Origin of the sequence: Brucella sp. (genome assembly GCF_032066345.1) — a bacterium.
Taxonomy (GTDB): domain Bacteria; phylum Pseudomonadota; class Alphaproteobacteria; order Rhizobiales; family Rhizobiaceae; genus Brucella; species Brucella pseudogrignonensis.
This window is the reverse complement of record NZ_DAMBKZ010000006.1, coordinates 145,001-165,805: the sequence shown is the minus strand read 5'-3', so window position 1 is coordinate 165,805 and position 20,805 is coordinate 145,001. Positions and strand designations below refer to the sequence as shown.

The following is a 20,805-nucleotide window of genomic DNA, read 5'->3' as shown; positions in this document are numbered from 1 at the left end:
TCCGCCTGATCGAACCAGGAAGCGACCGGACGCAGCTTCAACTGCAAACCCGGTCTCATGAGTGTTGGAGATTTGAAGCAGCCCCGCAGCCGCTAGAAGCTTGCGGTCAGCGATGCATAGAATGTCCGGCCGGGTCCGGGCTGCTGCACGAGACTGAGCGGATCGACATAATATTGATCCGTCAGATTTTCGACCCGGACACTGGCTGTGTAATTATCGTTGATTTTATATTCTGCGAAGATATCGACCAGCGTATAGGGTTCCCATTCAATGAGCCTGATAAATTGTGACATGCCCTGGGCGGTGGCGTCGCCATGGCCGATCGCTCTGCTTGATACATGCGAGATGCGGCCACCAAGGGTGAGAGCATCCTCCATGAGTTTCTGCGACAAGGTGAGATCGATGCCATATTTCGGTGGCACGGCATTGGTGGAATAATCAGCGTAAAGCGACTTGTCTTCACAGCTATCCGCAGTGCGACAGAACTCGACATTGAGATAGTAGTTTGCAGCCAGTTCCGCGCTGAAGCCGCCAAGTTCATAGCGGGTCGAGAGCTCAAGTCCAGAGAAGCGTGCACGGTCGATATTGATGATACGCATGCCCGGATAGATCTTGTTGGGGTCCCGATACCATTCGCGGGCAATATAGTTTTGCACATCCCAGTTGAAATATCCTAACTTGACCATTGTCTGATCACTGTCTGCGAGAAGACTATCCTCGATCAGATTGACACCCAGCTCCCAATTATTGGAGCGCTCTGACTTGGTGTCCGCATTCACGTTCATACTGAATGCGGTGACCGATTCCATAATGCTGGGTGCACGCAGTGTGCTGGAATAATTGGCATAGAACTGCGTGCCCTTTATCGGCTCAACCGTCACACCAAAAGAAGGACTAAAGCCCCCTTCCCTGAAAGCTGCGGTCGAATAATCCATTTCCGGGAGCTTGACGGCTGGATCGCTTCGGTCTTGTGACCACATATGGGAGTAACGCAGCCCGCCATTCAGCGTCAGCCAGTCCACCGGCTTGTAGCCCGCCTTGATATAGCCTGCAGCCTCTTCTCGCTTGCCATCACGCAGATCAAGCCAGGTATCCCATTTGCGCGTGCCTTCGGATGGCGCGGTATCCTCGAGCTTGTAGGATGCCCCATAGGTGAGAACGAGATCACCATAGGCTGTAGAAAAATGAGATTCATTGCTGATATCAGCCCCCCAGGTCAAAAGATCTGGACCGGATTTAAATCCGGAGGGTGCGTTCGCGCTGCCGCCATAAGCCGGCGGGCTGCGCTGTTCGAGACGGGTGACCCAAAGATTGGATTTGAGATTGATCACATCATTGTCTTCCGGGTTCCAGCGATATTTGAAAGTGCCGGTATGGATATCGGCATCGGTGGTTTTGCTTTGCTGCCGGGCCTGCGCGCCAAGCCCGTTGAGATTGGAAGCCATGCGATCGCCAGAAATGCTCTTGAACCCGGTGTAACCGAGCTGAATGCTGTGCCCGTCACCAAATTTGAGCTTGCCTTTCAAAAGCCAGGAGCCTGTCTCAAGCTGAGTATTGAGCACCTGTTCACCGGCACGGTAATTGGTGAGCCCGCTGTGCTCCATGTATTGCGGATACCACATCCAATTGTAGGGGTCATCGGGATTGAGTTGGCACGACAATGTGTTGCAGACCGAGGTGGGTCCCCTGTCATTGACTTGCGCCGCTGAGCCGTGCTTGCCTGCATGATAGTTTCCGCGTTTGCGGTAGGCATAGCCTGCAAGCAATTCAACCTGCTCATCCTTCATTGCCGCAACGATGCTACCGGAACCGTTTGTGGGTTGCAGGAACGCCGGCCGGTTCATCGTGCCCTCTCCACTCGTGACCGAAGGCACAAAAAGACTGTCATAATCAGGCAGTTCCGGATCGTCGATCTTGGGACCGGCATAGCCCTTGTTGATCACTTGATATCCGGCAACCGTGTCACCGACAGTTTTGCTCGAATTGGTGCCAAATCCACCCTTGACGCGAATGCCAAAGCGATTGCCCTCCTTGACAATGTCACCGGCCTCGACGGTGCGCATGGCGACGGTGCCCGCGATACCACTTGATGCGGCATCAGACCCTTTCTGGATCTCGACACCTGCCAGCAGGTCAGGATCGACAAAGGTTCGATTGGATATACCCTGATAGCCCTGATAGATATTGATGGCGTTTTCCGCACCATCAATGGTGGTTTTGACTCGCCCCATGCCCTGCATGCCCCGAATATTCACATCGATCGAGCCTGCTCCATTGCGGGCTTCAGCGGACATCACGCCGGCAGTTCCGCGAAAGATATCGGCGGGACTCGAGCCGCGAAACCGATCAATGGTCTGCTCGGAAATATAAGCGGTGGGTGCAGCCGTGGAATAGGGTGCATCTGCTGCCGCAATGCCCTGGCCGCCAGTCACGGTGATCGTGTCAAGGAGCGTCGTTCCTTCCGCCTGAAATGCCGCGTCCTGCTGGCCGATCGCTGCGATGGACACGGATTTTTCGCCAGTGAAGCGGTAGGACAGCCCGCTCCCTGACAGCAATCTTTCGAGCACGTCTTCTGCAGTGTAATTGCCCTCGATCGCTGGCGCCATCTTGCCGAGCGTCAAGGAAGTAGTATAGGCAATCTTGTAATTGCTGGCGCGCGCGAAGGCTGAGAGCGACGAGGCGAGAGATTGAGCGGGGATATGATAGGGAACCCGGTTTTGCGCTGTTTGCGCAACAGCATAGCCTTCACCAATGGCTACAAGTGGCATGATTGCCGTTGTGGCAACCAGAAAAGCATTCAGCCATTTTACCCTCATCAACATTCTCATGATATTCTCCTGTCCGCAAAACGCCAGACGGGATCGCGCTGGTAGTCCGATGATGCTGCCCGTCTATAGCTGAGACCGGTCTGGTTCAGAAAAACCTCAATTGGCGAGCGCACTATTTTGAAGGGCGCTTAGGCAGGCAGAATGACCGTCAGATAGCGGGAGTAATGACGACTGCGGATCGGCAGCCCGGCCTGCAGCGTATTAAGCGAAGCGACTGGGTCGTGGAGATCAAGCACGGTGTTGACCCTGAGTTTGGCAAGTGAGGGGTCACGGAGATAGATGAGGCCGGGATACCAGGCAGCAAGTGCGGCGATGATATCGCCTAACGAGCGGTCCTGCGCGATATAGACGCCGTCCCTCCATGCAGTTGTCACAGCGCTTTCCTGAAGGACGACCGGACCAATGGCCCCCATTTTATCGATGGAGACGGACTGGCCTGCCGCGATTTGGCGGGTTTGGCCCGATTGAGATCGCACCAGCACGGCGTGTTCCGTCACCGCAACCTCGGCCAAAGCATCAACTAGGTTTTTGGAGACATCAAAGGCCGTCCCCAAGGCGACCACCGAACAGTCTCCGATCCGCACTTCGAACGGACGGGCAGGATCTGCGGCGATTTCGAAATAGGCCTGCCCCTCATACAGGATGACTTGCCTCAACGCCGGAGCGAGTTTCACATCGATGGCGGAACGCGCATTGAGGAAAATGCGGGAGCCGTCGTCAAGGTTGATGGTCCTGAGATCAGCGGTCATGGAAACATAATCAGCAGAAATCTGCCGCAGAAGTCCGCTGCCCCAGAGCGCGCCACCGACTGTGCTGACAGCACTCACAACGGCAATGCCTTTCAGCACATGGCGACGGGAAACCGGAGCTTCGATGGGCGATAGCCGCATCAGTCCATTGTTCGGGTCGACATGGAGCCCTGACATGGCGTTCCAGAGTGCTTCCGCCTGCTCAGCTGCCTGTTCGTTTAAAAGGCTTGATGATCTCCATGCGGCGAAGGCCTTGAACTGCTCGGGATCAGATTCTCCGGAATTGAGTTTGACAATCCAGTGTAGCGCCTGTTCGGCAAGATCATGGTGATCCTCCGTCATTGTTTTGGCGGGCATCCCGTCCCTTCTCATCTTGCGTCCTGTTGTCTAGACGGTTTAGAGGCGTGAAAACATCAAAGCTTTGATCAACACTCGCTATCTTCGGTGAGGAATTTGCGGCAGTGCATCAGAGCCCTGACTACGTGTTTTTCGACCATACTGACAGAAATGCCAAGCTGTTGGGCAATCTCGCGATGCGAATAGCCCTGATATTTGTTCATGACGAAGGCAAGGCGGCAGGCTGTGGGAAGGTCATTGAGCGAGACGACGAAGACCGCCAATTGCCGCCGTTGCTCGTAAAGCTCGAGCGTATTATCGGCAACTTCAGCCTCGTCGAGGCTGTCCAGGTCGACACGGTAATTGCGCTCACGCTGTTGGCGCAATGTAAAATCGATGGCTGCATTGCGACAGGCACGAAACAGGTAGGACCGGGGATGCTCAATGGGTGTGGTATCGGTTCGGGCGCACAGCCTTAGCCAGGCATTCTGAACAATTTCCTCGCCATTGTCGCGACTGCCGACCAATCGGGCAGCGAAACGTACCGCTTCCCTGTTATGAAGACGAAACAGGCCATTCAGCCAGGAAGTCAAGGAACGGACCATCACACGTACCTGTCGTAACGATAAGATTTTGTAGTGACCGCGATCCAAAAGCCTGCAGGCATGGCATGAGATCTGGCACGATAAATACTTAACCGCGTTTGTCATATTTTAATTGGCATTGTCAACATCTGCCGAGAGGTGATGCACGGACTTGTGGTAAAGCCCTGCAAAAAGCTGATACTTGAGCACAACGAAGCCCGAAATCACCAATCTTGTTTTGGGCTGAGACAAAGTCCGGAGATCATTGCGCATAGTGGAGTTGCTGCGTAGCGGGCAATAATCTGGCACTTTATCCTGCGTGGACCGGCGCAGTCTGCCGCGAAGAACATTCGCAATATGCTCAACGTGAACAACGGCAATACGCTGGATACCAATCCTTACACTCTCTTGCAGACGAGAAACGCAATTGATGGCCTTCAAAAGAATGAAGCTAACCCGCAGGTGTCAAGAATACTCACTGAAACGCGGCAGATGATCGATGATAGCTTGGCGCAGCATGTTCCGGGTATCAAAATGGCCGACGCTCAGTTTAGAGAACTTGCACGACAGAATGAAGGGCTTCGGATCGGTGTAAAGGCGCTCGACAGTGGGCGCGAGGCGCTACGACCTGAGGAACTCCAGCAGGAGGTTCTGGACGGCGTTAATCCAGAAGGCCTAATGGTTGGCCCATCTGCAAAAACGTTCCGTATGCAGCAAGCCGCCCGTGCCGATATTGACCGTCAGATCGGGACAAAGGCGAACGACTTGGTTGCGCTCAAAAACATAATTAAGGGAGAGGGCGACTGGAACCGTGATCGAATGGGGATGCTGTTCGGTCAGGACCGTACGAAAGATGCACTTGATCTTCTCGACAGGGACGCATTGTTTGCTACGACAAAAAACGACGTCCTGGGCAATAGCTACACGGCAGCACGACAAGCAGCTCAGAGAGACTTTGCACCGCCCGCGCCCCCTGCTTTCGGTGTAAAGGAGGCGTATTCTGCTCAAGGAGCATTAGGGGCATTGCGAGCAGCCGGAGTAAGAACCGTTGGTCATGTGATGAAATTGATCCAACAGCAGGCGATCGAAAAGAGGAACACGCAGATCGCACAGGCACTAACCAGCAATCGGCCTGCATATCTTGAAGCTATGAACCTTTTGCAGAACATGAAAGTGGGCGCTCCACAGGTTCAAAAGGTCATTGAGGCCATTACGATGGATCGAGCAACTAAAGGAGGAAATATGACGCACCAATTACTTTCTCGCCTCGATGCGCTGGCAAATTAGGGCAGTGGCGCCCGTCACCATCATTCCGAAGATCGTGCCCCAACCAAAGCCATGACCAAAAAAGTCTACGAGTGACGTGGTTCCCATGCTGATGAAGTGCATGATCAGCGCCATGACAGCGACAACGATAAGATAAAGGATTGCGTACATCTTCATTCCTTTCAAAACTAAAGGGAATGTAGTGTATCGCTGTCGCTAATTGGTATCCCTAGAAGATGGATAGCTCTATCAATCGTGAAGCTTGATTGATCTCGAAAGAGATTCATTGCAGTGACGGAAATCGTCGAGTGTCTTTTCTCCCCTATAGTGCTCACCATTGGCATTGGTATCAAGTACAGACAGATCGACATCGAAATAATTTTCTAAGTCATTCTTTTCTGTCTTGTAACCGATGCGTAACTTTCTTTTTTCAAGTGAGTTAGATAAAATCTCGGCTGATTTTACCAAATCAAACCAGCTAATAACTCCTCCTTGCGCCCCTTGAAGCTTCTTATGCTGAAACTTTAAGTTTGTCGCAAAGTCTATATCAATATATATGTAGAATCTATATGAAATGGGTCGATTTCAACACCAGAAGAAAAATCGCCTATTGATGCAAATCAGCTAGTTAACACCAATAATTCTAAATTTTTATTTTCCCTGTTGAGCCCTATTCCGATAGAGCCCGCAAATGTATTTTGTCTATTTTTTCCAAATATTTCAGGATGGTCAATAACACTATAAATTATAGAGCACCCAACTAAGTTGCCGTTTTCCATATTTGGTTGAAAACTTGTTGATATTGTTCCGTCGAGAGGCATCGCCGATGCCGCCGCAGTCATGGCGGCAAGCCACATCAGTGAAAGCTGTGATCTCATCATTCCCTCCATCAAAAACAGAGGGAGCTTATTCGAGGTTGCGCGCTAATAGGTATCGCTAGGAGTTGGGGAGCTAGGATTAAGCTACGTGGGCGGCTTTCTCCACAACGTCCGGTGCGTCCTCAATCACTTTCAACAAGAGACGCGCGGTTGGGTCGGGCTTACGGCGACCTTGCTCCCAATTGTTCATTGTGGCGGCGGGAATGCCAAACCGACGTTCAAACTCTTTTGTTGAGCGTGCGTGGCGTTTACGGATTTCTTTAATGCGAGAGGCTGGCATTGGATCGATATTCCGAACCTCAAGCGCGACCTCGCCACGCTTCCAAGCCAATGCTTCTTTGAGGCCTTCAAGGATGCCGTCGCCAAAATCTTTGTTTTTGTCAGCCATTGTTCAACTCCTTAAGGGCTGCAAGAATTGCTTTCTTCTGTTCAGGAGAGAGGTTTTCTTGCTCATTCTTAGCATACGCTGTCAGCATAATTGCAAGATCGTCTGAAAGCATCAGGTAATAATAGCTCTGCTGCCGCCGCTCTTTCCTCTCCCCTGCATTGCAAAGCGAACTTTCCGTACGCCCTCAAGGCCGGGAATGACCGCTCCGACCTGTGGGTCGTTTGCTATGCTCTGCTCAAGAGCGCCTTGATGGCGCTCTGATAGCCGCAGTCTGCGCAGGTCTTTTGTGTAGCGATGCGTACGAACTATTCTCATATTCGTTATTTATACGCCAATGGCGCACGATGCAAGTAGAATAATGCGCCGATGGCGCAATTTTATCGCCGTCCATTTTGGGCGGCTTTTTTTATGGAGCAAACGAAAGGTTCTGTTGCAAAAATTTTATTTGCACGGAGCACTGCTTAGCTCTGGACGCAATTATGCTGCGAGTACTTCGAACTGTTGTTTGATAGAGAGTGCTTTCTGATATTCAAAGATGCATTGTTGTTTACGCATCATGTGAATGAGTTCGATACCGGCAAGCGTGATGCCCGCTGCGGTTTCTGACTTGAAACCAAGCATGGAGCGTGTGCGTCGTTTGATGCGACGATGATCCCGCTCAATCGTGTTGTTCATATATTCACTGCAACGAATGGCAATAGGTTTTCCAGTCTGGCTGAGCCGGCTCTCTGCATCGCATTGTACTATAGCTATTCTGTTGGTCTCGCTTCCATCGATGGCAATGCGCGCTGGCCTGCCGTGGCGGGCCAGGGCCTTGCGTATAAAGCGTTTAGCAGCGGTCAGATCACGATGTTTGCTGAAATAGAACTCAACCGTATCGCCATTGCTATCGATGGCACGATATAAGTACAGCCACTCTCCTTTGACCTTGATGTAAGTCTCATCGAGGTTCCATTTGCGTGTGACCTGCCGCTTCTTCCGATTGAAACATTCAGGCAGTTTTGGACTAAAGCAGATGACCCAGCGATGGACGGTTGAATGGTCCAGATCAATACCGCGCTCCGCCATCATTTCCTTCACATTGCGAAGGCTCAAATTGTAAACCAGATACCCCCGAACACAAAGCAGAATGACGGATTTATCAAAATGGCGACCTTTGAACATCTAAAATACTCAGCTGATTAAAAGCCGAAATACTATCAGTCCATCCGTTGATGAAAAGTTTGCAACAGAACCTCTTGGCTTCCTAGGAATTCAGAAGCATCGAAGGGAATTGTCTCTATAGGCTTTACGCCTCCTTCGCCACTTTTATGGCTTCCTTGATGTCTTTCTTTTGGTAGGCCTTGTCGCCACCAGAAAGCAGAATGATTAGGACCTTGCCGCGTTGTCCGAAATATTCGCGATAACCGAAGCCCGTAATCCACACGCAGTTCACCAATACCAAAAAAAGTTTTGAACCACCGAAAAGGCCTGCCGTAACTTAACGATACGCTGCCGCACTGCGCTTTCTGGCGCGATCCTCTTTGAGTTTTTTGTATGCAGTCCAGGAACTGAGTGGTTTGGCAAACTTCGATCAATTGTCATCGACAAGTGACACAGAAATAATTTTTTATGAAAGCTACGGGTTCTACCGTCCAGTCTGGGGGGCTTTTTTGGACGGACAATAGGCATGCATTTGTCGCATTGCACGATAGGGAAGGTCGAGGGTTTAATTGCGGCGACTTAGACCTGACAGGCTATCCGGCTCATTGCTACGTCCCCACGTTTATACCCTTGACGCGGTGCATCGGACTTTTCATTAATCACATGTGCCGAGAGTGCTTCATCGAGCCTCAGCAGCTTCCAACCGGTACGCTCATTGCTATTGCTACCGCCTCTGACCTGCCAAACGCGCGCGATTTCGTTGCCTTCTTTCGAAACGCCAACAGCATGGACTTCGACAATTCTCGTAAATCCATCATATCGAAGTTCAAGGCAATTTTGAGCACGCAGAGCATTGCACCAAACTGAGTTGAGCATAATTTCCCTCCGGTAGATTTAAGACAAAGCAAGCTGAGTCTCAGCCTTTCTACAATCCCCTATTATTTCGTTGCGTATTAGCCAGCCGCCCGAGGCTCGCAAACGAGGCCCACTACCCATTTCGGTCTGCAACAAAAAGCATTGTGACCTCGCTGCGCCTTGCGATATCGCTTGGCCGCTGTGCAGTCTTAGGGAGCCACTATGCCCGGCCGCCGACAAACCTGATTATTGGAGAGGCGCGCAAAGAACAGTTCAAGGTCCGCCGCTGCTTTTTTTGCCGTTCGATCAGCTCCGACTTTGTTGCGGCTCGCCCAAAAAGCCAGCCCTGCACAATCAGGTCAGGATTGATTTCTGCCAACATGTTTTCCTGTGCCGCGGTTTCCACGCCTTCAACAATCAGTTCGACCCCGCTTGCCTGCGCAAATATCTGCATTGCGCTGATCGCGGCGGCGGCGACAGGCATTTTAAGAAAGGATGCATCAAGTTTGCAGCCGTCGAAGGACAGGTGCAGCAAACGCGTCATGCTGGAAAAGCCCGCGCCAAAATCGTCAACATAGACCTGGTATCCCAGGTTCCGTAACTCGCAGAGATGGAGGCCGATCTCGTCGAGCGGTGCGGACTGCCTTTCGGTTATTTCCAATGCCACTGCTTGCGCAGGCATGTTAAAGGCAAGCCGCTTCAACCGATCGCAAAGCGTGCCAGTCGCAAGATCCGGTGCAGAGATATTGATGCTAATGCGAAAATCACGGTCCATTGCCTGAAAAGACGGCCAATCATCGGCAACCCGCGCAATCACGTAATCGGTGAGCACCGCAATCATGCCGGTTTGCTCGGCCCGCGCGACGAGGCTTTCAATGCTGGTCTTGCAGCCGGGCCAGCGCAGCAAAGCTTCTGCTCCAATGATCCTGTGATCGCGCAACCGCACAAATGGCTGGTAATGAACTTCAAGTTCACGGTTCTCAAGCGCCGCCGACAATTTGCGTCTGAATGAAACATCATCCGCAAACCACAGCCAAGCTGCACCTGCACAGAACAGCGGCAGAGTACCCGAGACAATTGCGATTTTACTGCCCGGCAGCCCGGCGGCAAACAACAAGCCAACTTGCGCCAATAGGGTCAAAACCAGACCTGTGCCAATGATGATCCGTATTTTTGCGATCCGGTTCACAAATATAGTCCTCAGAAAGGCGTCTCCTTCGCAATTTGCGCGAAGGAGACGATCCCTGCATCCCTTGCGGGGGCGCTGCTAGATGCAGGAATGGTTGGATTTACCACTTCATCTTCAGACCAACACGACCGGCCAGACTGTCGTTCTTGACCCCGTTATGGCCAAGGCTGTGGCTATAATCGCCGCTGGCAAACAGCGAGACTGTCTCAGTCAATTGACCGGAGAAACCGAGACCAAATTGTCCCCAGCTTCCTTGCGCATCACTGACGAGCGAGACGCGGTTTTCACCTTGCAGATTGGAGAAACTGGTCTTCGCCTCCCCACCCATTGTGTGCCAGAGATTGACCCGTGCCCAGGCTGCATAGCGACGCCCGCTTTCGGCCTGCCATTGTCGGCCGATCTTCGCCCCGACCCTGCCATAGACTGTGTCGGTGTCGGAAAATGCGATCCGTCCAAATCGATCCGATGTGTTGTCGAGCGAGAGGTGCTGATAGATCAATTGCGCCTGAGGTTCGACCGTCCAGCCATTGCCGAGCCCATAACGATAGCCGCCTTCAAGCGAGGAAATGAAGCCCCAGCCTGCTGTGCGCATGGCGATCTGGTCGGCAGAACTGCTTTCGATCCGGTCATAGCGGGTGCCCTGGATGACGGCATCCGTATAAAAACCTGTTTGGTCGAGATGGGTCCAATAGCCGCCAAAACTATAGCCATTCATTGTCAGTTGACCGGCATTGCCGCCATAGACCCGATCGACATTGGCTTCAGCGCGCCCTGCCCCTACAAACAGGCCAGCCAGATCGCGCGATCCGCTTTCCTGTTCACGGCGATAAAGGTCAATACCCGCCTGAAACCCACCGAGGGTGAAGTCATAGGACGGCCCATCTCGGTAAAAATCATTCAAATGGCCCTGTGCATTGCCGGAGGCCGACCCCGCGTGACCGTGTTCGCCAAAGCCGCGCAGCCAGAGGGCTGAAAGCTTTGGATCAAGCGTGTCACGCCTGTCGTGATAGGTACCGAGCATCGCCAGTCCAAAACGGTTTGCGAGAACGGGGGCAACCATATCGAGCGGAACTTCAGGCCGATAATTGGGTAGCTCAGGCTCCGGTTTGGGATTTGGATTTGGGTCTGGCTCCGGGTTTGGGTCTGGGTCGGGATCCGGGGTCGGAGCGGGATTATAGCTCGAGCGAAGATACCATTTACCATCGAAATTGCCGGAGCGGTCCTCGGCAAACAGCGTATAGTCGTAAGCGCCGGCTGCGATACGCCCCTGCTGGACAAAGGCATCATTGCTGGCCTTTGCGGCATCCACAATCATGATCCCATCGCCCAGAGTCAGCGCTCCCAGGCCTCCGGCATTGTTGACACTCACGGAACTCGTGCCGCTGACATTGCCTTCAAAGATCAGTCGATCGGTTTCCGAGCCATCATCGCCAAGCTTGCTGTTGAGCACAAAAAGACTGTCAGACGAGGTGAAGGCACCCTTGACAGTCAGGGTCTTGAAACCTGCCGAACCGGGGGCGGCAAATGAAATCGTGCCAGCACTTTCCATATCGTTCAAGGTCGAGGCGCCGGTGATCTCCCAGCCACTGGTGGCGTCAATCGACAAACGATCAAGAATGCCACCCGTTTCGCTCACCCGCGCAGCACCTTTGAGCAGGCTCTTATCGCGCAGATTGAAATCGACGATACCGCTAGCGGCAACAAAATCGCCTTCCAGCAACGAACCTTGCGCGTTCACGCTTGCGGTACCGACCGGCATTGGAATGACATTCGTGCCATCAACATAGATATAATCCGCACTGGAAAACAGCAGGGCGTCGTCGCCTGTGCCGCGCACGTGACTGTTTTCGAGATTGAATGTGCTTGTCGCACCGCCACCCACCCGCAGGGCCGGCCCTTTTGCCGCCGTAATTGTGGATCCTGCAACATTTACGCGATTGACATGCTTTGTGACCGGCGTGACATTTTCAGGTGTGTTATAGCCGACAAGATAAATGCCGGCCGCATTCTGACCTGTCGTCTCAATGCTGGTATCAGAGATATCCATCTGTGATCCGAATGTGACGGCGGCGCCATGGGCATAATCGCCAGCAGTCTTGATTGCTGTGCCTTGAGAAAGGGTCACCATGCCCGTACCATGGCTGCGGGCGCCGATCGCACTTTCGCCACTGGTCGAAATGGTTAGTCCGCGACCGTCAATTGTCGATTTGGTGGTCGCGACAAGGCCATAGGCGCTCTCACCCTCGGTGGTAATTTTGGTGCCCGTGAGCGTCACATGCGAAGGCGCCCAGCTGGCAACGCCGCCATTGCTTGAACCCACACCATGACCACCCAGTCCGTAGGTGTGGATAGATCCGCCATTGATGACAGAGCGAACATGGATGTTCTCGATGCCGGTCGCGTTGCTGCCATGGGTAATGATATCAACATTATCCACCTGCAATTTGACCTGCCTGGTATCACTTGAGTCATTGGCTGCAAAGATGCCGTTACCATAATCGCCAAAGGTTTCGATCCGACCGTTATTCAAGATAACATTGCTGTTTGAATTGGCGTTTATCCCATAGGCGCCCCGACTGGTGGTCGTTGCGTCGTTAACCGGGTTGAAGCCTGCGCGTATATCGAAATTATTGGCGATGAGCTGACCACTCATGGCGGAAATTCCGGCACCATTATAGCTGGTGATGCTGCTGTTCTCCACCAGCGTCGACGCGGCGGTCGAACCGTATTTTCCCTGCATCGAAATGCCGATATCGTCCGCAACTATGCTGCTGCCGATCAGCGAAAGCTGGCTTTCTCCCATCGTCAGAATGCCACGGCGACCTGCACCGGTTCCAATGATTTCGACATTCTCTAGATGAAGCGAAGAGCGGTCGCCGGACAGATTGACGACATTGCCTGCGACGCCGGTTGCCACCAGCCGTGCGGTCTTGCCCGGCGCGCCGACGATCCGCACGACGCTGGGCGCAGAAGAACTGTAGCTTTCCACCCGCAAGGCTTCCGCCGCGCGACCTTCACTCAAGAAATCGACATCGGAATTGGTGATAGCGAGAGTTCCATTGGTGACCCAGACTGCTGCCGCATCAAGCTGACCCGCGACACCGGTTGTATGGGCTCGGGCTTCCCCGTTGTCGATCACGCTTTCCTGACCGGATCCGACTCTGATCTGCTGGGCATTGGCCGGCGCCAGGACGAGGCCCATCGCCAGCGATGAAACGCCCAACAGGCATGTCAGCCGGTGACGGCTTAAACCGGAAAATTCAATGCAATGCTTTAGAGACAACATAAGGGCCATCCTTGGTGGAGAGCCGCCATCGCCCACAGAACCTGCCGCAAACACGGCATTTCTGCGATCATCCAGAAGACCAAACAAGACCGCACTCGCTCACAATCAATTGCAAGCGGGCCCCAGTCCTGTCAGATCATTGGCATAAAAAGCGATGCGTGCGGCAACCTGCTTTTTGATTTCTGCCGCTATGTATTCAATCTGGATGCAGGAGAATTGCATAAAACTTCAGTGGTTTTTATAAAAGGCCGCTAATTGAGCAAATCATTCTCAATACTGCAAATTAGGAGGATGATAATCTCTGCAGAGGAGAAGCGCCACGCAAAGTTGGAACGCTAGGCGGAGAATGGATGCTCTGTCTGATGGGGCCTGCAACTGCGCCTGACGAGGGCGCAGGCGTGCGAGCCTGACTGCGCAGCCCATCAGAGATTTTCGCAATGGAAAGGCCGCAAAGCGGCCTTCCTGGGTCAGGCAACGCTGCGCCGGAACGAAGCGGGTGTGGTGCCAGCGATCCGCTTGAAAAGCGTTGCAAAATGCGCCTGGTCCGAGAACCCGCAGGCAAAGCCGATTTCGGCAAGCGGCAGGACGGATGTGCCGAGCATCTCTTTGGCCTTTTGAACCCGCACGCGCATGACATATTGATGCGGAGTGATATGCATTGCCGCTTTGAAACGTTGATGAAAGCTCGTCCGCCCCATACCGGACAGAGATGCCAGCTCACCGATGTGAATATCGCGGGTCAGATGTTCAGTGATATAGTCATCAATTCGCCGCAACTGTCTTGACGTCAGCCCGCCATATCGATCGGGCTTGATGGCCGCAGGCGAGACGACCGAATATTTCGCCAGCAGGTCGGCACAGAGTGCACGTGCAAGATAGTCAATCTTTAATTGGGAAAGATTAGCCGGCTCAGCCAGCGACTGCTTGATGGCGCGCAACAACCAGCTCAGGCTGGTACTTGTGCGTCCGAATACCGGAAGCAGCGAGACACGATCAGGCTCTATCTCAAAGAGCTCATAGGCAGTCTCCTGGAGAAGTTCTGGCCTTAGAAAAACATGAACCGCCTCGGTGGCGTTGCCGATCAGGCAATAAACCGCAGTGAGCGGTTCAGCCATGCTGATCGAATAGGCTGGAAGCACGGCGAGTTCGCCACGACCGCCAATGCTTCGATGGACTTCTGTTTCGCGCAACCCCATGCTCAGCCAGAAAAATGGCACCGAATGATGCAGACATTCATGGGGATGTTCGAGCGTATGGGCTGCAAAGAGATCCTGCCAGCCGTGTCTCTGGCTGCTGCGGATGGTTTTGACTTCCGTGGTGACAAAAAGGGAGGTGTCCTTGCCCAGAATGGGGAATTTCTCCCCGCGATCAGGAAAAGCTGCCGTCTCGACGGCGTTTTCGACTAGATGTTTCATCGATGCACACTTTGCCTAATTTGGCTCTCTTTTAGAGTGAGAGGCCAAACGATTGAAATATGCAGCGCCCAGAGAGGATATAAGCGGAATGTCGGCGCCAAACAACTGTGGCTTGAAACAGCCAGCCGGTCGTTCTCAATCGGGTTTTCGTCAATGCTACGGCAGAGTATTGGCCATGAGCACGGTTGTTTGGTAATATAAATTATCTGTTATTGATAACCCTTGATCGAAATCAATCCTTTGGATCGTGTTGATTGTAATACAATCGGGCTATATTTTAAGCCATTACAATATAAGTGATTTTTACGCGATCGATTTGTCATTAAATATAATTAATGAATCGCAGTAACGGCCATTCTGTCAATTTTTGACAGATTATATCCTTGATCATCATGGAAAGATTAGCGGAGTTGCTAATTTTTCTGGGCACCATATCACCTCCAGATCAACCTTCAGGGAGAAGGTGATAGGATCACAGGCCCGCCATGACAGCGGTGAACACGCAATGCTGCCGGTATTGCGACCGGCATCGGTCGAAACGGATGCGAGCCAGGCCTCATCTCAAAGACAAAGCTGCAGCTCACGATCCGCTGGCGATCGCGGGGCTGCCACCCTGATTGCTAGCGCCTGGGCGAACCGGGGCGATCTCTCTGCGACCGATCAGAAAAAGCGCCAAGGCGAAAAGCGCGATGGTACCGTGAACCCAATAGGCAAGAGCGTAGCCGCCATAATTTGTCAGCCAGCCAGCAACGACATTGCTCAAAGAAGCACCAATGCCCTGAACTGTCATCACTGCAGCCAGCCCAACATTGAACCGCCCCGTCCCAGACAGGATCTGTTCGGCTGCGACCGGTGTTGCGATGCCAATCAGGCCCGCGCCTATACCATCGAGGATCTGCACCGGGAAGATCACCGCATAGGAACTGAACCAGCCGGCGATCGCGCCGCGGATGGGCAAGGCCATCAGTGCGATGATGAAAACGGTTGCAAGGGAGAAGCGGCGGACGAGAAAGGGTGCAACAAGTGCCATTGCGATCATGGAAAGCTGGGACACGCCGGTGATGATCGCGGTGGTGCGAAACGGCGTGTCGAGTTGGATCGAGAAGTCCTGGGCGATCAGGCGGCTCATTGGCGCATTGCCGAAATGAAAGATCATCAGCACGCCCGCCAGCAGCAGCAGGCCCTTGCGACTGAACAGCACCGCAATGCCCGATGGTCCTGGCGTGCCGTCATCATGGGCAAGTCCGCGGGCGACATCATGATCGATGTCTTGTGGATGGATTGCAAGCACTGAAACAATCGTTGCTGTAGCGCTTAAGAGCATCAAGGCAATAATACCTTTGGTTCCGAAGGCGGCTGTCGCGAAATAGATCGCGGCGAGCGATACGACATTGCCAGCGTGATTCCAGAATTCGTTGCGCGCGACCTGTCGCGAGAAACGCGCCTCTCCCACAAGCCCCAGGGTCAGCCCCATCAGTGCGGGACCAATGACAGCGCCGACAATCGCTGTCGCTGATTGTCCGCCAAACACCGAAGCATTGCCGGGACTTGCCAGCGTCCAAAATGCCGCGAGTGTCACCAGAATGACCGGGATTATGATCAGGGTACGCTTGCGATGGGACGCGTCCACCCATGCGCCGAACAGCGGTGTCGCAATCATCCCGAGCACACCGCCCAAAGTGGCAACAATGCCCAATGTCATTGGAGACCAACCTTGGGTTGCCAGAAATCCATCGAGAAATGGACCCAGTCCATCGCGCGCATCGGCGAGAAAAAAGTTGAGAACAGCCAGGGCCACCAGTGACCGATCTGACAAGCCATTACCCGAATTGGGTTGCATGCCGTGCTCCTGCTTGCAAGACCATGGATTGGAAATATTGCGCAAAACGAGCGGCTTGCAAAAAGGTTCCAGATCACCGGCTCTGGCTTTTACACAGGCGTGCCGGGTTTCGGTTCTGTGCATGCAAGCGCAGGTGCCAGGTCCATTCAGCTGAGGGTGAGAAGGCTCTCTTTGATGGAGTGGCTGGGGGTTGCGCTTTGTCTGAGGATCGACGCCTGATGGATCAGCAGCTTGCGCAGATATCCGCCCTTGCAGCCGGACCGCCGCCTGCGTCTGTTGCTATATTTAATCGGCTGCCAGTCGTCTGTCAGACCGAGTTTCACGCAGGTTTCAAGGATGCTGTCCCACAAGCCCGCCTCGGCCCAGCGACGAGAGCGCACGTCAACCGAATTCCACTTGCCATAGCGTTGATCCATGTCGCGCCAGCAACAGCCCGATCGGAGCACATGGAGCATTCCATTGAAATAGCGTCGATTGTCATAGGAAGGGCGCGCACGTCTGCCGCGTTCGGCGGGAAGCAGTCGCTGGATGATCTGCCATTCCCAATCCAACAGATCGCCACGGACCAAAACTGCCTCCTAAACGCAAAAACTCCTTGGCCCGCTTGATCGACAATGCATCCTGTCAACGGCCTTGCTAAAGCACTCCGAACCAAGAGAAAGCGGTCGATCGGTTCAGAGTGCTGCGTCAGGCGAAACTGCGAGGAAAGCCTGAGGCCTCGGCAATGAACCATGTCGGGCGAGCGCTGCCAATCGCAAGTCGGTGGGGAAGATATAAGCAGTCACACAATTGCGCCTATCAGCCCCAAGGGTGGGCTGTTCCCGCTGCCCCAGTCTGGTGACGATTGGCACAAGACCGCGTCGGCTTTCAGGGGTGGAGACCGATCGTCCTAGGATCCCGACGCGCTCGCATGATCGACAGCGGTCCGTCATTGAGCAGGTCGATCGACGCTTTGCAGGACTTTTCCCTGCATTGCGCAATGATGCTGCGTTCTGTCCTGTTTGTTTACCGGAAAGCAAAGTCCGGCATCTCAGGCGAGCAGGGCGCTGAGATCATGGGCATGATCGTTGCCATCGCGCAGATCAAGCTCGGATTCGACATGATCAAGATGATGAGACATCAGGTGGACAGCTTTGTCCCGCTGCTGGCTGGCGATCGCTTCGACAATTTCTGCATGTTCATCGGGTCCGCAATTAAACTGGTCGGTGTTGCGATAGACGGCGGTGATCAGCGAGGTCCGCGAGACCAGGTCGCGCATCATGGGCGAAAGAAAATTGGAGTGTGCGAGTTCTGCCAGCAGCAGATGAAAACCGCCGGATAATCTGATGATGTCGGTGGTGATATTGCGGCTATTGGCCACGCGTTCCTTGGCAACATGATCCTGGAGCCGTTTTATGTCGGCGCGTGTGGCGGATCGGCAAAGATGTTCGACCACGCAACGCTCCACCGTGCGCCGCACGAAGAACACGTCGCGGGCTTCCCGGACGGTTGGCTTGCAGACGAAGGCGCCGCGATTGGGCAGGATATCCACCAGTCCCTCGCGTTTGAGGGCGGCGAGCGCCTGCCGGATACGCGCACGGCTGACCTTGAAGATGGTCGCCATTTCCTCTTCTTTGAGCTGGACGCCAGGGCGCAGGCGCCGCTCGGCGATCGACAGCCAGACTTTCTCGACAATATGCTGTGTTGACGCGTCCCTCTGCCCTGCCATGAGCCCTCCTCCCCTTCTGCATCAACAAGCGCGCTGCAGAAGAAAAAGTCAACCATCATGGCAAGGTAAAGGGGACAAAATTGTCTACAATAAGCCGCGATTTCCGGCTATGCGATCCGTTTGGTCAAAATAGGGCCCTTGCTGAGCGGGTAGTCGTAACTGTTGACCTTTGAGGTCGCATAGCCCGCACCGACCAGGGCTTCGGCCATCTTGACTGCTGCGGTTACACCGTCAATGACTGGAACACCGGTTGCGTGTTTAAGGCGCGTGCATAGCGACGACATGCCGGCGCAGCCGAGCACGATGGCTTCGGCGCCATCCTCATCCCTGGCGCGTTTGATCTCTAAAATCAGCAATTGTTCGGCCCGCTCGCGCTCCTCTTCCAGAGCCAGAACCGGCAAATCGATCGCCCGCACCTTGCGGCAATGGCGCTCCGCGCCATAAGCGGTCACCAGATCCTCGATGATAGCGACCGAGCGCGGCAATGTGGTGATGACCGAAAAGCGCCGGCTGATGGTCATTGCAACCTGGATCGCCGCCTGACAAATGCCGATCACCGGCCCTGCCGCTACCTCGCGCGCGGCGTTAAGGCCCGGATCATCGAAACAGGCAATGACAAAGGCATCGACCCCCTGGCTCTCACCCTTGCGGATTTCCGCAAGCATGGAGGGCACTGCCAGAGCCTCGTCCGCGCCCCCTTCGATACTGGCAGGCGTATCCAATGGATTGGTGGCCGAGAGCCGGGTCTGGCTCTGCTTGACCAGCAAGGCGCTGGCGAGCGCCTGTTGTGTCATGGAGGCGGTGGAATTGGGATTGATCAAGTGAATATGCATGCTGAAATTCTCTGTTGCCTGGCTGCGGGTCTATCGGTCCGGCTTGCTGAAATTACCGATCGGCGGGGCTTTCAAAACAAATTGACGGTCTGAGGTAAGATAGTTATCGGCGTGTAATCGGGCGATCGGCTGGTAGAATTCGGGATCGACATAATGGCCTTCGGCGTCCAGACAATTGCGGCGGACATGCATCTGCACCACCTCGCCCAGAACCAGCGTGCGCCGCGGATAATCGATGAGCCGCTCGACCCGACACTCAAAGACACAGGGCGCTTCGAGTGGATAGGCGGCATCGATCTTGCTGCAGGGCTGCGCGGTCAATCCTGCCATTTCCATTTCATCGACCTCAGTGTCAAAACCCAGTCCGCAGACCAGCATCTGCTGCGACAGCGCCATGTCGACCATGCTGATGGCGAAATCGCCAGAGCGGCGAATATTGGCCATGGTGTCCTTTTCCTCTCCCGACAGCCGCGGCTGGATGCCAAGAACGACGATCGCCGGATCGTGCGAGAAAACATTGAAGAAACTCATCGGCGCAGCGTTGTTGTGCCCGGCAGCCGAGCGTGTTGTGACCAGCGCGATCGGACGCGGACCAATGAAGTTGGTCAGCAGACGATAGCGGCTTTGCGGGTCGAGGTTCTCGAAGTCAAATTCCATGGGCAGCCCAGACTGTGATAAAATCATCTACAAAACTATCTTTTATTGTCGACAATAAAGCAACTGTATAAATGTGCGAGTTGACTTTTTCCCGCACATGACGATTGTCGAATCCAACACGGAGAAGTCTTAATGAATGCAGCAACGGCCATGTCGATCGAACAGATCGTCGAGAAAGTCTGGCTTTCGATCGCCGAGCGGCGATTGCGGCCTGGCATCCAGCTCAAGGAAGAACAGCTTGCCTCTATTTTCAGTGTCAGTCGCGCCCGCATTCGCCAGGCGCTGATGGTGCTTGAACGCGATGGGCTTGTGACGATGATCCCCAATCGCGGCGCCTTTGTCAGCAAACCGACCGTGCAGGAAGCGCGTGATGTGTTTTCGGTGCGACAGGCGGTGGAGCGCTGCATCATTGAGCGGCTGTGCGGCTCGCAGCTCAAGGACAGTGTCAAGCGATTGCGCGCGCATGTCGAGCTGGAGCGGATTGCCAATGCCGAAGACAGCACCACCGACATCATCAAACTTTCCGGCGGGTTTCATCTTCTGTTGGCTGAACTCACCGGATCTGACTTTCTGTTTGCCACCATGCGGGATCTGATTTCCCGCAGTTCGCTGATCACCGCGATTTATCGCAATACCGACCGCTTCAATTGCGGTCCGGACGAACATGCTGAAATCGTGAAGGCAATTTCGGCAAAGGCGGTAGATAAAGCGGTTCATTTGATGGCCCATCATCTTGAGCATGTGGAATCCGAGCTTGATCTGAGCGAGATCCGCGAGCTGTCTTACGATCTGCGCACGGCGCTGGCGTAACGGGGACGGTGCCGGTTTTGCCGGCGCCGATTGACGGGCG

20 protein-coding genes are annotated in these 20,805 nt (G+C 53.9%); 2 read left to right on the top strand and 18 right to left on the bottom strand.

All coding sequences use genetic code 11. The features are described from left to right. Positions 1-92: 92 nt before the first annotated feature. The 4 genes from RT142_RS10130 to RT142_RS10115 form a co-directional block, all read right to left on the bottom strand. Positions 93-2,828: a TonB-dependent receptor gene (locus RT142_RS10130; RefSeq protein ID WP_235972532.1), complete on the bottom strand. Its 2,736-nt coding sequence runs from the start codon at positions 2,826-2,828 to the stop codon at positions 93-95. Between the two features lie 128 nt (positions 2,829-2,956). Then, positions 2,957-3,934, bottom strand: coding sequence for a FecR family protein (locus tag RT142_RS10125; protein ID WP_094544394.1), 978 nt, complete (start codon positions 3,932-3,934; stop codon positions 2,957-2,959). A 68-nt stretch (positions 3,935-4,002) separates the two neighbouring features. Then, positions 4,003-4,518: a sigma-70 family RNA polymerase sigma factor gene (locus tag RT142_RS10120; RefSeq protein ID WP_007880811.1), complete on the bottom strand. Its 516-nt coding sequence runs from the start codon at positions 4,516-4,518 to the stop codon at positions 4,003-4,005. Positions 4,519-4,626: 108 nt separating this feature from the next. Next, the gene (locus RT142_RS10115; protein ID WP_007880812.1) at positions 4,627-4,770 is read right to left on the bottom strand and encodes a hypothetical protein; all 144 of its coding nucleotides are present in this window, start codon (positions 4,768-4,770) and stop codon (positions 4,627-4,629) included. A gap of 84 nt (positions 4,771-4,854) precedes the next feature. On the opposite strand from RT142_RS10115, the gene RT142_RS10110 reads away from it, so the two are divergent. After that, positions 4,855-5,784, top strand: coding sequence for a hypothetical protein (locus RT142_RS10110; RefSeq protein WP_171380320.1), 930 nt, complete (start codon positions 4,855-4,857; stop codon positions 5,782-5,784). Here the strand turns inward: RT142_RS10110 and RT142_RS10105 are convergent. The 14 genes from RT142_RS10105 to RT142_RS10040 all read right to left on the bottom strand — a co-directional run bounded on the left by RT142_RS10105 (position 5,752) and on the right by RT142_RS10040 (position 19,955). Further along, a complete protein-coding gene (locus RT142_RS10105) occupies positions 5,752-5,934 on the bottom strand; it encodes a hypothetical protein (protein WP_171380321.1) in 183 nt (60 codons plus the stop codon). The two genes, RT142_RS10110 and RT142_RS10105, sit on opposite strands and share 33 nt — an antisense overlap. A gap of 449 nt (positions 5,935-6,383) precedes the next feature. Continuing rightward, positions 6,384-6,644, bottom strand: coding sequence for a hypothetical protein (locus RT142_RS10100; RefSeq protein WP_171380322.1), 261 nt, complete (start codon positions 6,642-6,644; stop codon positions 6,384-6,386). Positions 6,645-6,720: 76 nt separating this feature from the next. After that, the gene (locus RT142_RS10095; RefSeq protein WP_094544397.1) at positions 6,721-7,029 is read right to left on the bottom strand and encodes a helix-turn-helix domain-containing protein; all 309 of its coding nucleotides are present in this window, start codon (positions 7,027-7,029) and stop codon (positions 6,721-6,723) included. Positions 7,030-7,506: 477 nt separating this feature from the next. Continuing rightward, a complete protein-coding gene (locus RT142_RS10090) occupies positions 7,507-8,193 on the bottom strand; it encodes an IS6 family transposase (RefSeq protein WP_171380614.1) in 687 nt (228 codons plus the stop codon). Positions 8,194-8,317: 124 nt separating this feature from the next. Beyond that, a complete protein-coding gene (locus RT142_RS10085; RefSeq protein ID WP_231194167.1) occupies positions 8,318-8,455 on the bottom strand; it encodes a hypothetical protein in 138 nt (45 codons plus the stop codon). Between the two features lie 296 nt (positions 8,456-8,751). Next, complete coding sequence (locus tag RT142_RS10080; RefSeq protein ID WP_007880821.1) at positions 8,752-9,048, bottom strand: hypothetical protein; 297 nt, start codon at positions 9,046-9,048, stop codon at positions 8,752-8,754. A 199-nt stretch (positions 9,049-9,247) separates the two neighbouring features. Further along, positions 9,248-10,216 (bottom strand): EAL domain-containing protein, encoded by a 969-nt coding sequence (locus RT142_RS10075; RefSeq protein WP_171380323.1) that lies wholly within the window; start codon positions 10,214-10,216, stop codon positions 9,248-9,250. 100 nt (positions 10,217-10,316) lie between these two features. Beyond that, the gene (locus tag RT142_RS10070) at positions 10,317-13,502 is read right to left on the bottom strand and encodes an autotransporter outer membrane beta-barrel domain-containing protein (RefSeq protein ID WP_313028479.1); all 3,186 of its coding nucleotides are present in this window, start codon (positions 13,500-13,502) and stop codon (positions 10,317-10,319) included. Positions 13,503-13,969: 467 nt separating this feature from the next. Further along, complete coding sequence (locus RT142_RS10065) at positions 13,970-14,917, bottom strand: AraC family transcriptional regulator (protein WP_313028477.1); 948 nt, start codon at positions 14,915-14,917, stop codon at positions 13,970-13,972. A 580-nt stretch (positions 14,918-15,497) separates the two neighbouring features. Further along, positions 15,498-16,757, bottom strand: coding sequence for an MFS transporter (locus tag RT142_RS10060; protein WP_171380325.1), 1,260 nt, complete (start codon positions 16,755-16,757; stop codon positions 15,498-15,500). Between the two features lie 146 nt (positions 16,758-16,903). Continuing rightward, complete coding sequence (locus RT142_RS10055) at positions 16,904-17,326, bottom strand: transposase (RefSeq protein ID WP_235972533.1); 423 nt, start codon at positions 17,324-17,326, stop codon at positions 16,904-16,906. A gap of 461 nt (positions 17,327-17,787) precedes the next feature. After that, entirely contained in the window at positions 17,788-18,465 is a 678-nt protein-coding gene (locus RT142_RS10050; protein WP_007880829.1) for a GntR family transcriptional regulator, read from the bottom strand. Between the two features lie 107 nt (positions 18,466-18,572). Continuing rightward, positions 18,573-19,298, bottom strand: coding sequence for an aspartate/glutamate racemase family protein (locus RT142_RS10045; protein WP_171380326.1), 726 nt, complete (start codon positions 19,296-19,298; stop codon positions 18,573-18,575). A 30-nt stretch (positions 19,299-19,328) separates the two neighbouring features. Next, the gene (locus RT142_RS10040) at positions 19,329-19,955 is read right to left on the bottom strand and encodes a flavin reductase family protein (protein ID WP_007880833.1); all 627 of its coding nucleotides are present in this window, start codon (positions 19,953-19,955) and stop codon (positions 19,329-19,331) included. A gap of 132 nt (positions 19,956-20,087) precedes the next feature. On the opposite strand from RT142_RS10040, the gene RT142_RS10035 reads away from it, so the two are divergent. Beyond that, positions 20,088-20,765, top strand: a complete 678-nt coding sequence (locus tag RT142_RS10035) for a GntR family transcriptional regulator (protein WP_313028475.1) — start codon at positions 20,088-20,090, stop codon at positions 20,763-20,765. Positions 20,766-20,805 lie beyond the last annotated feature (40 nt).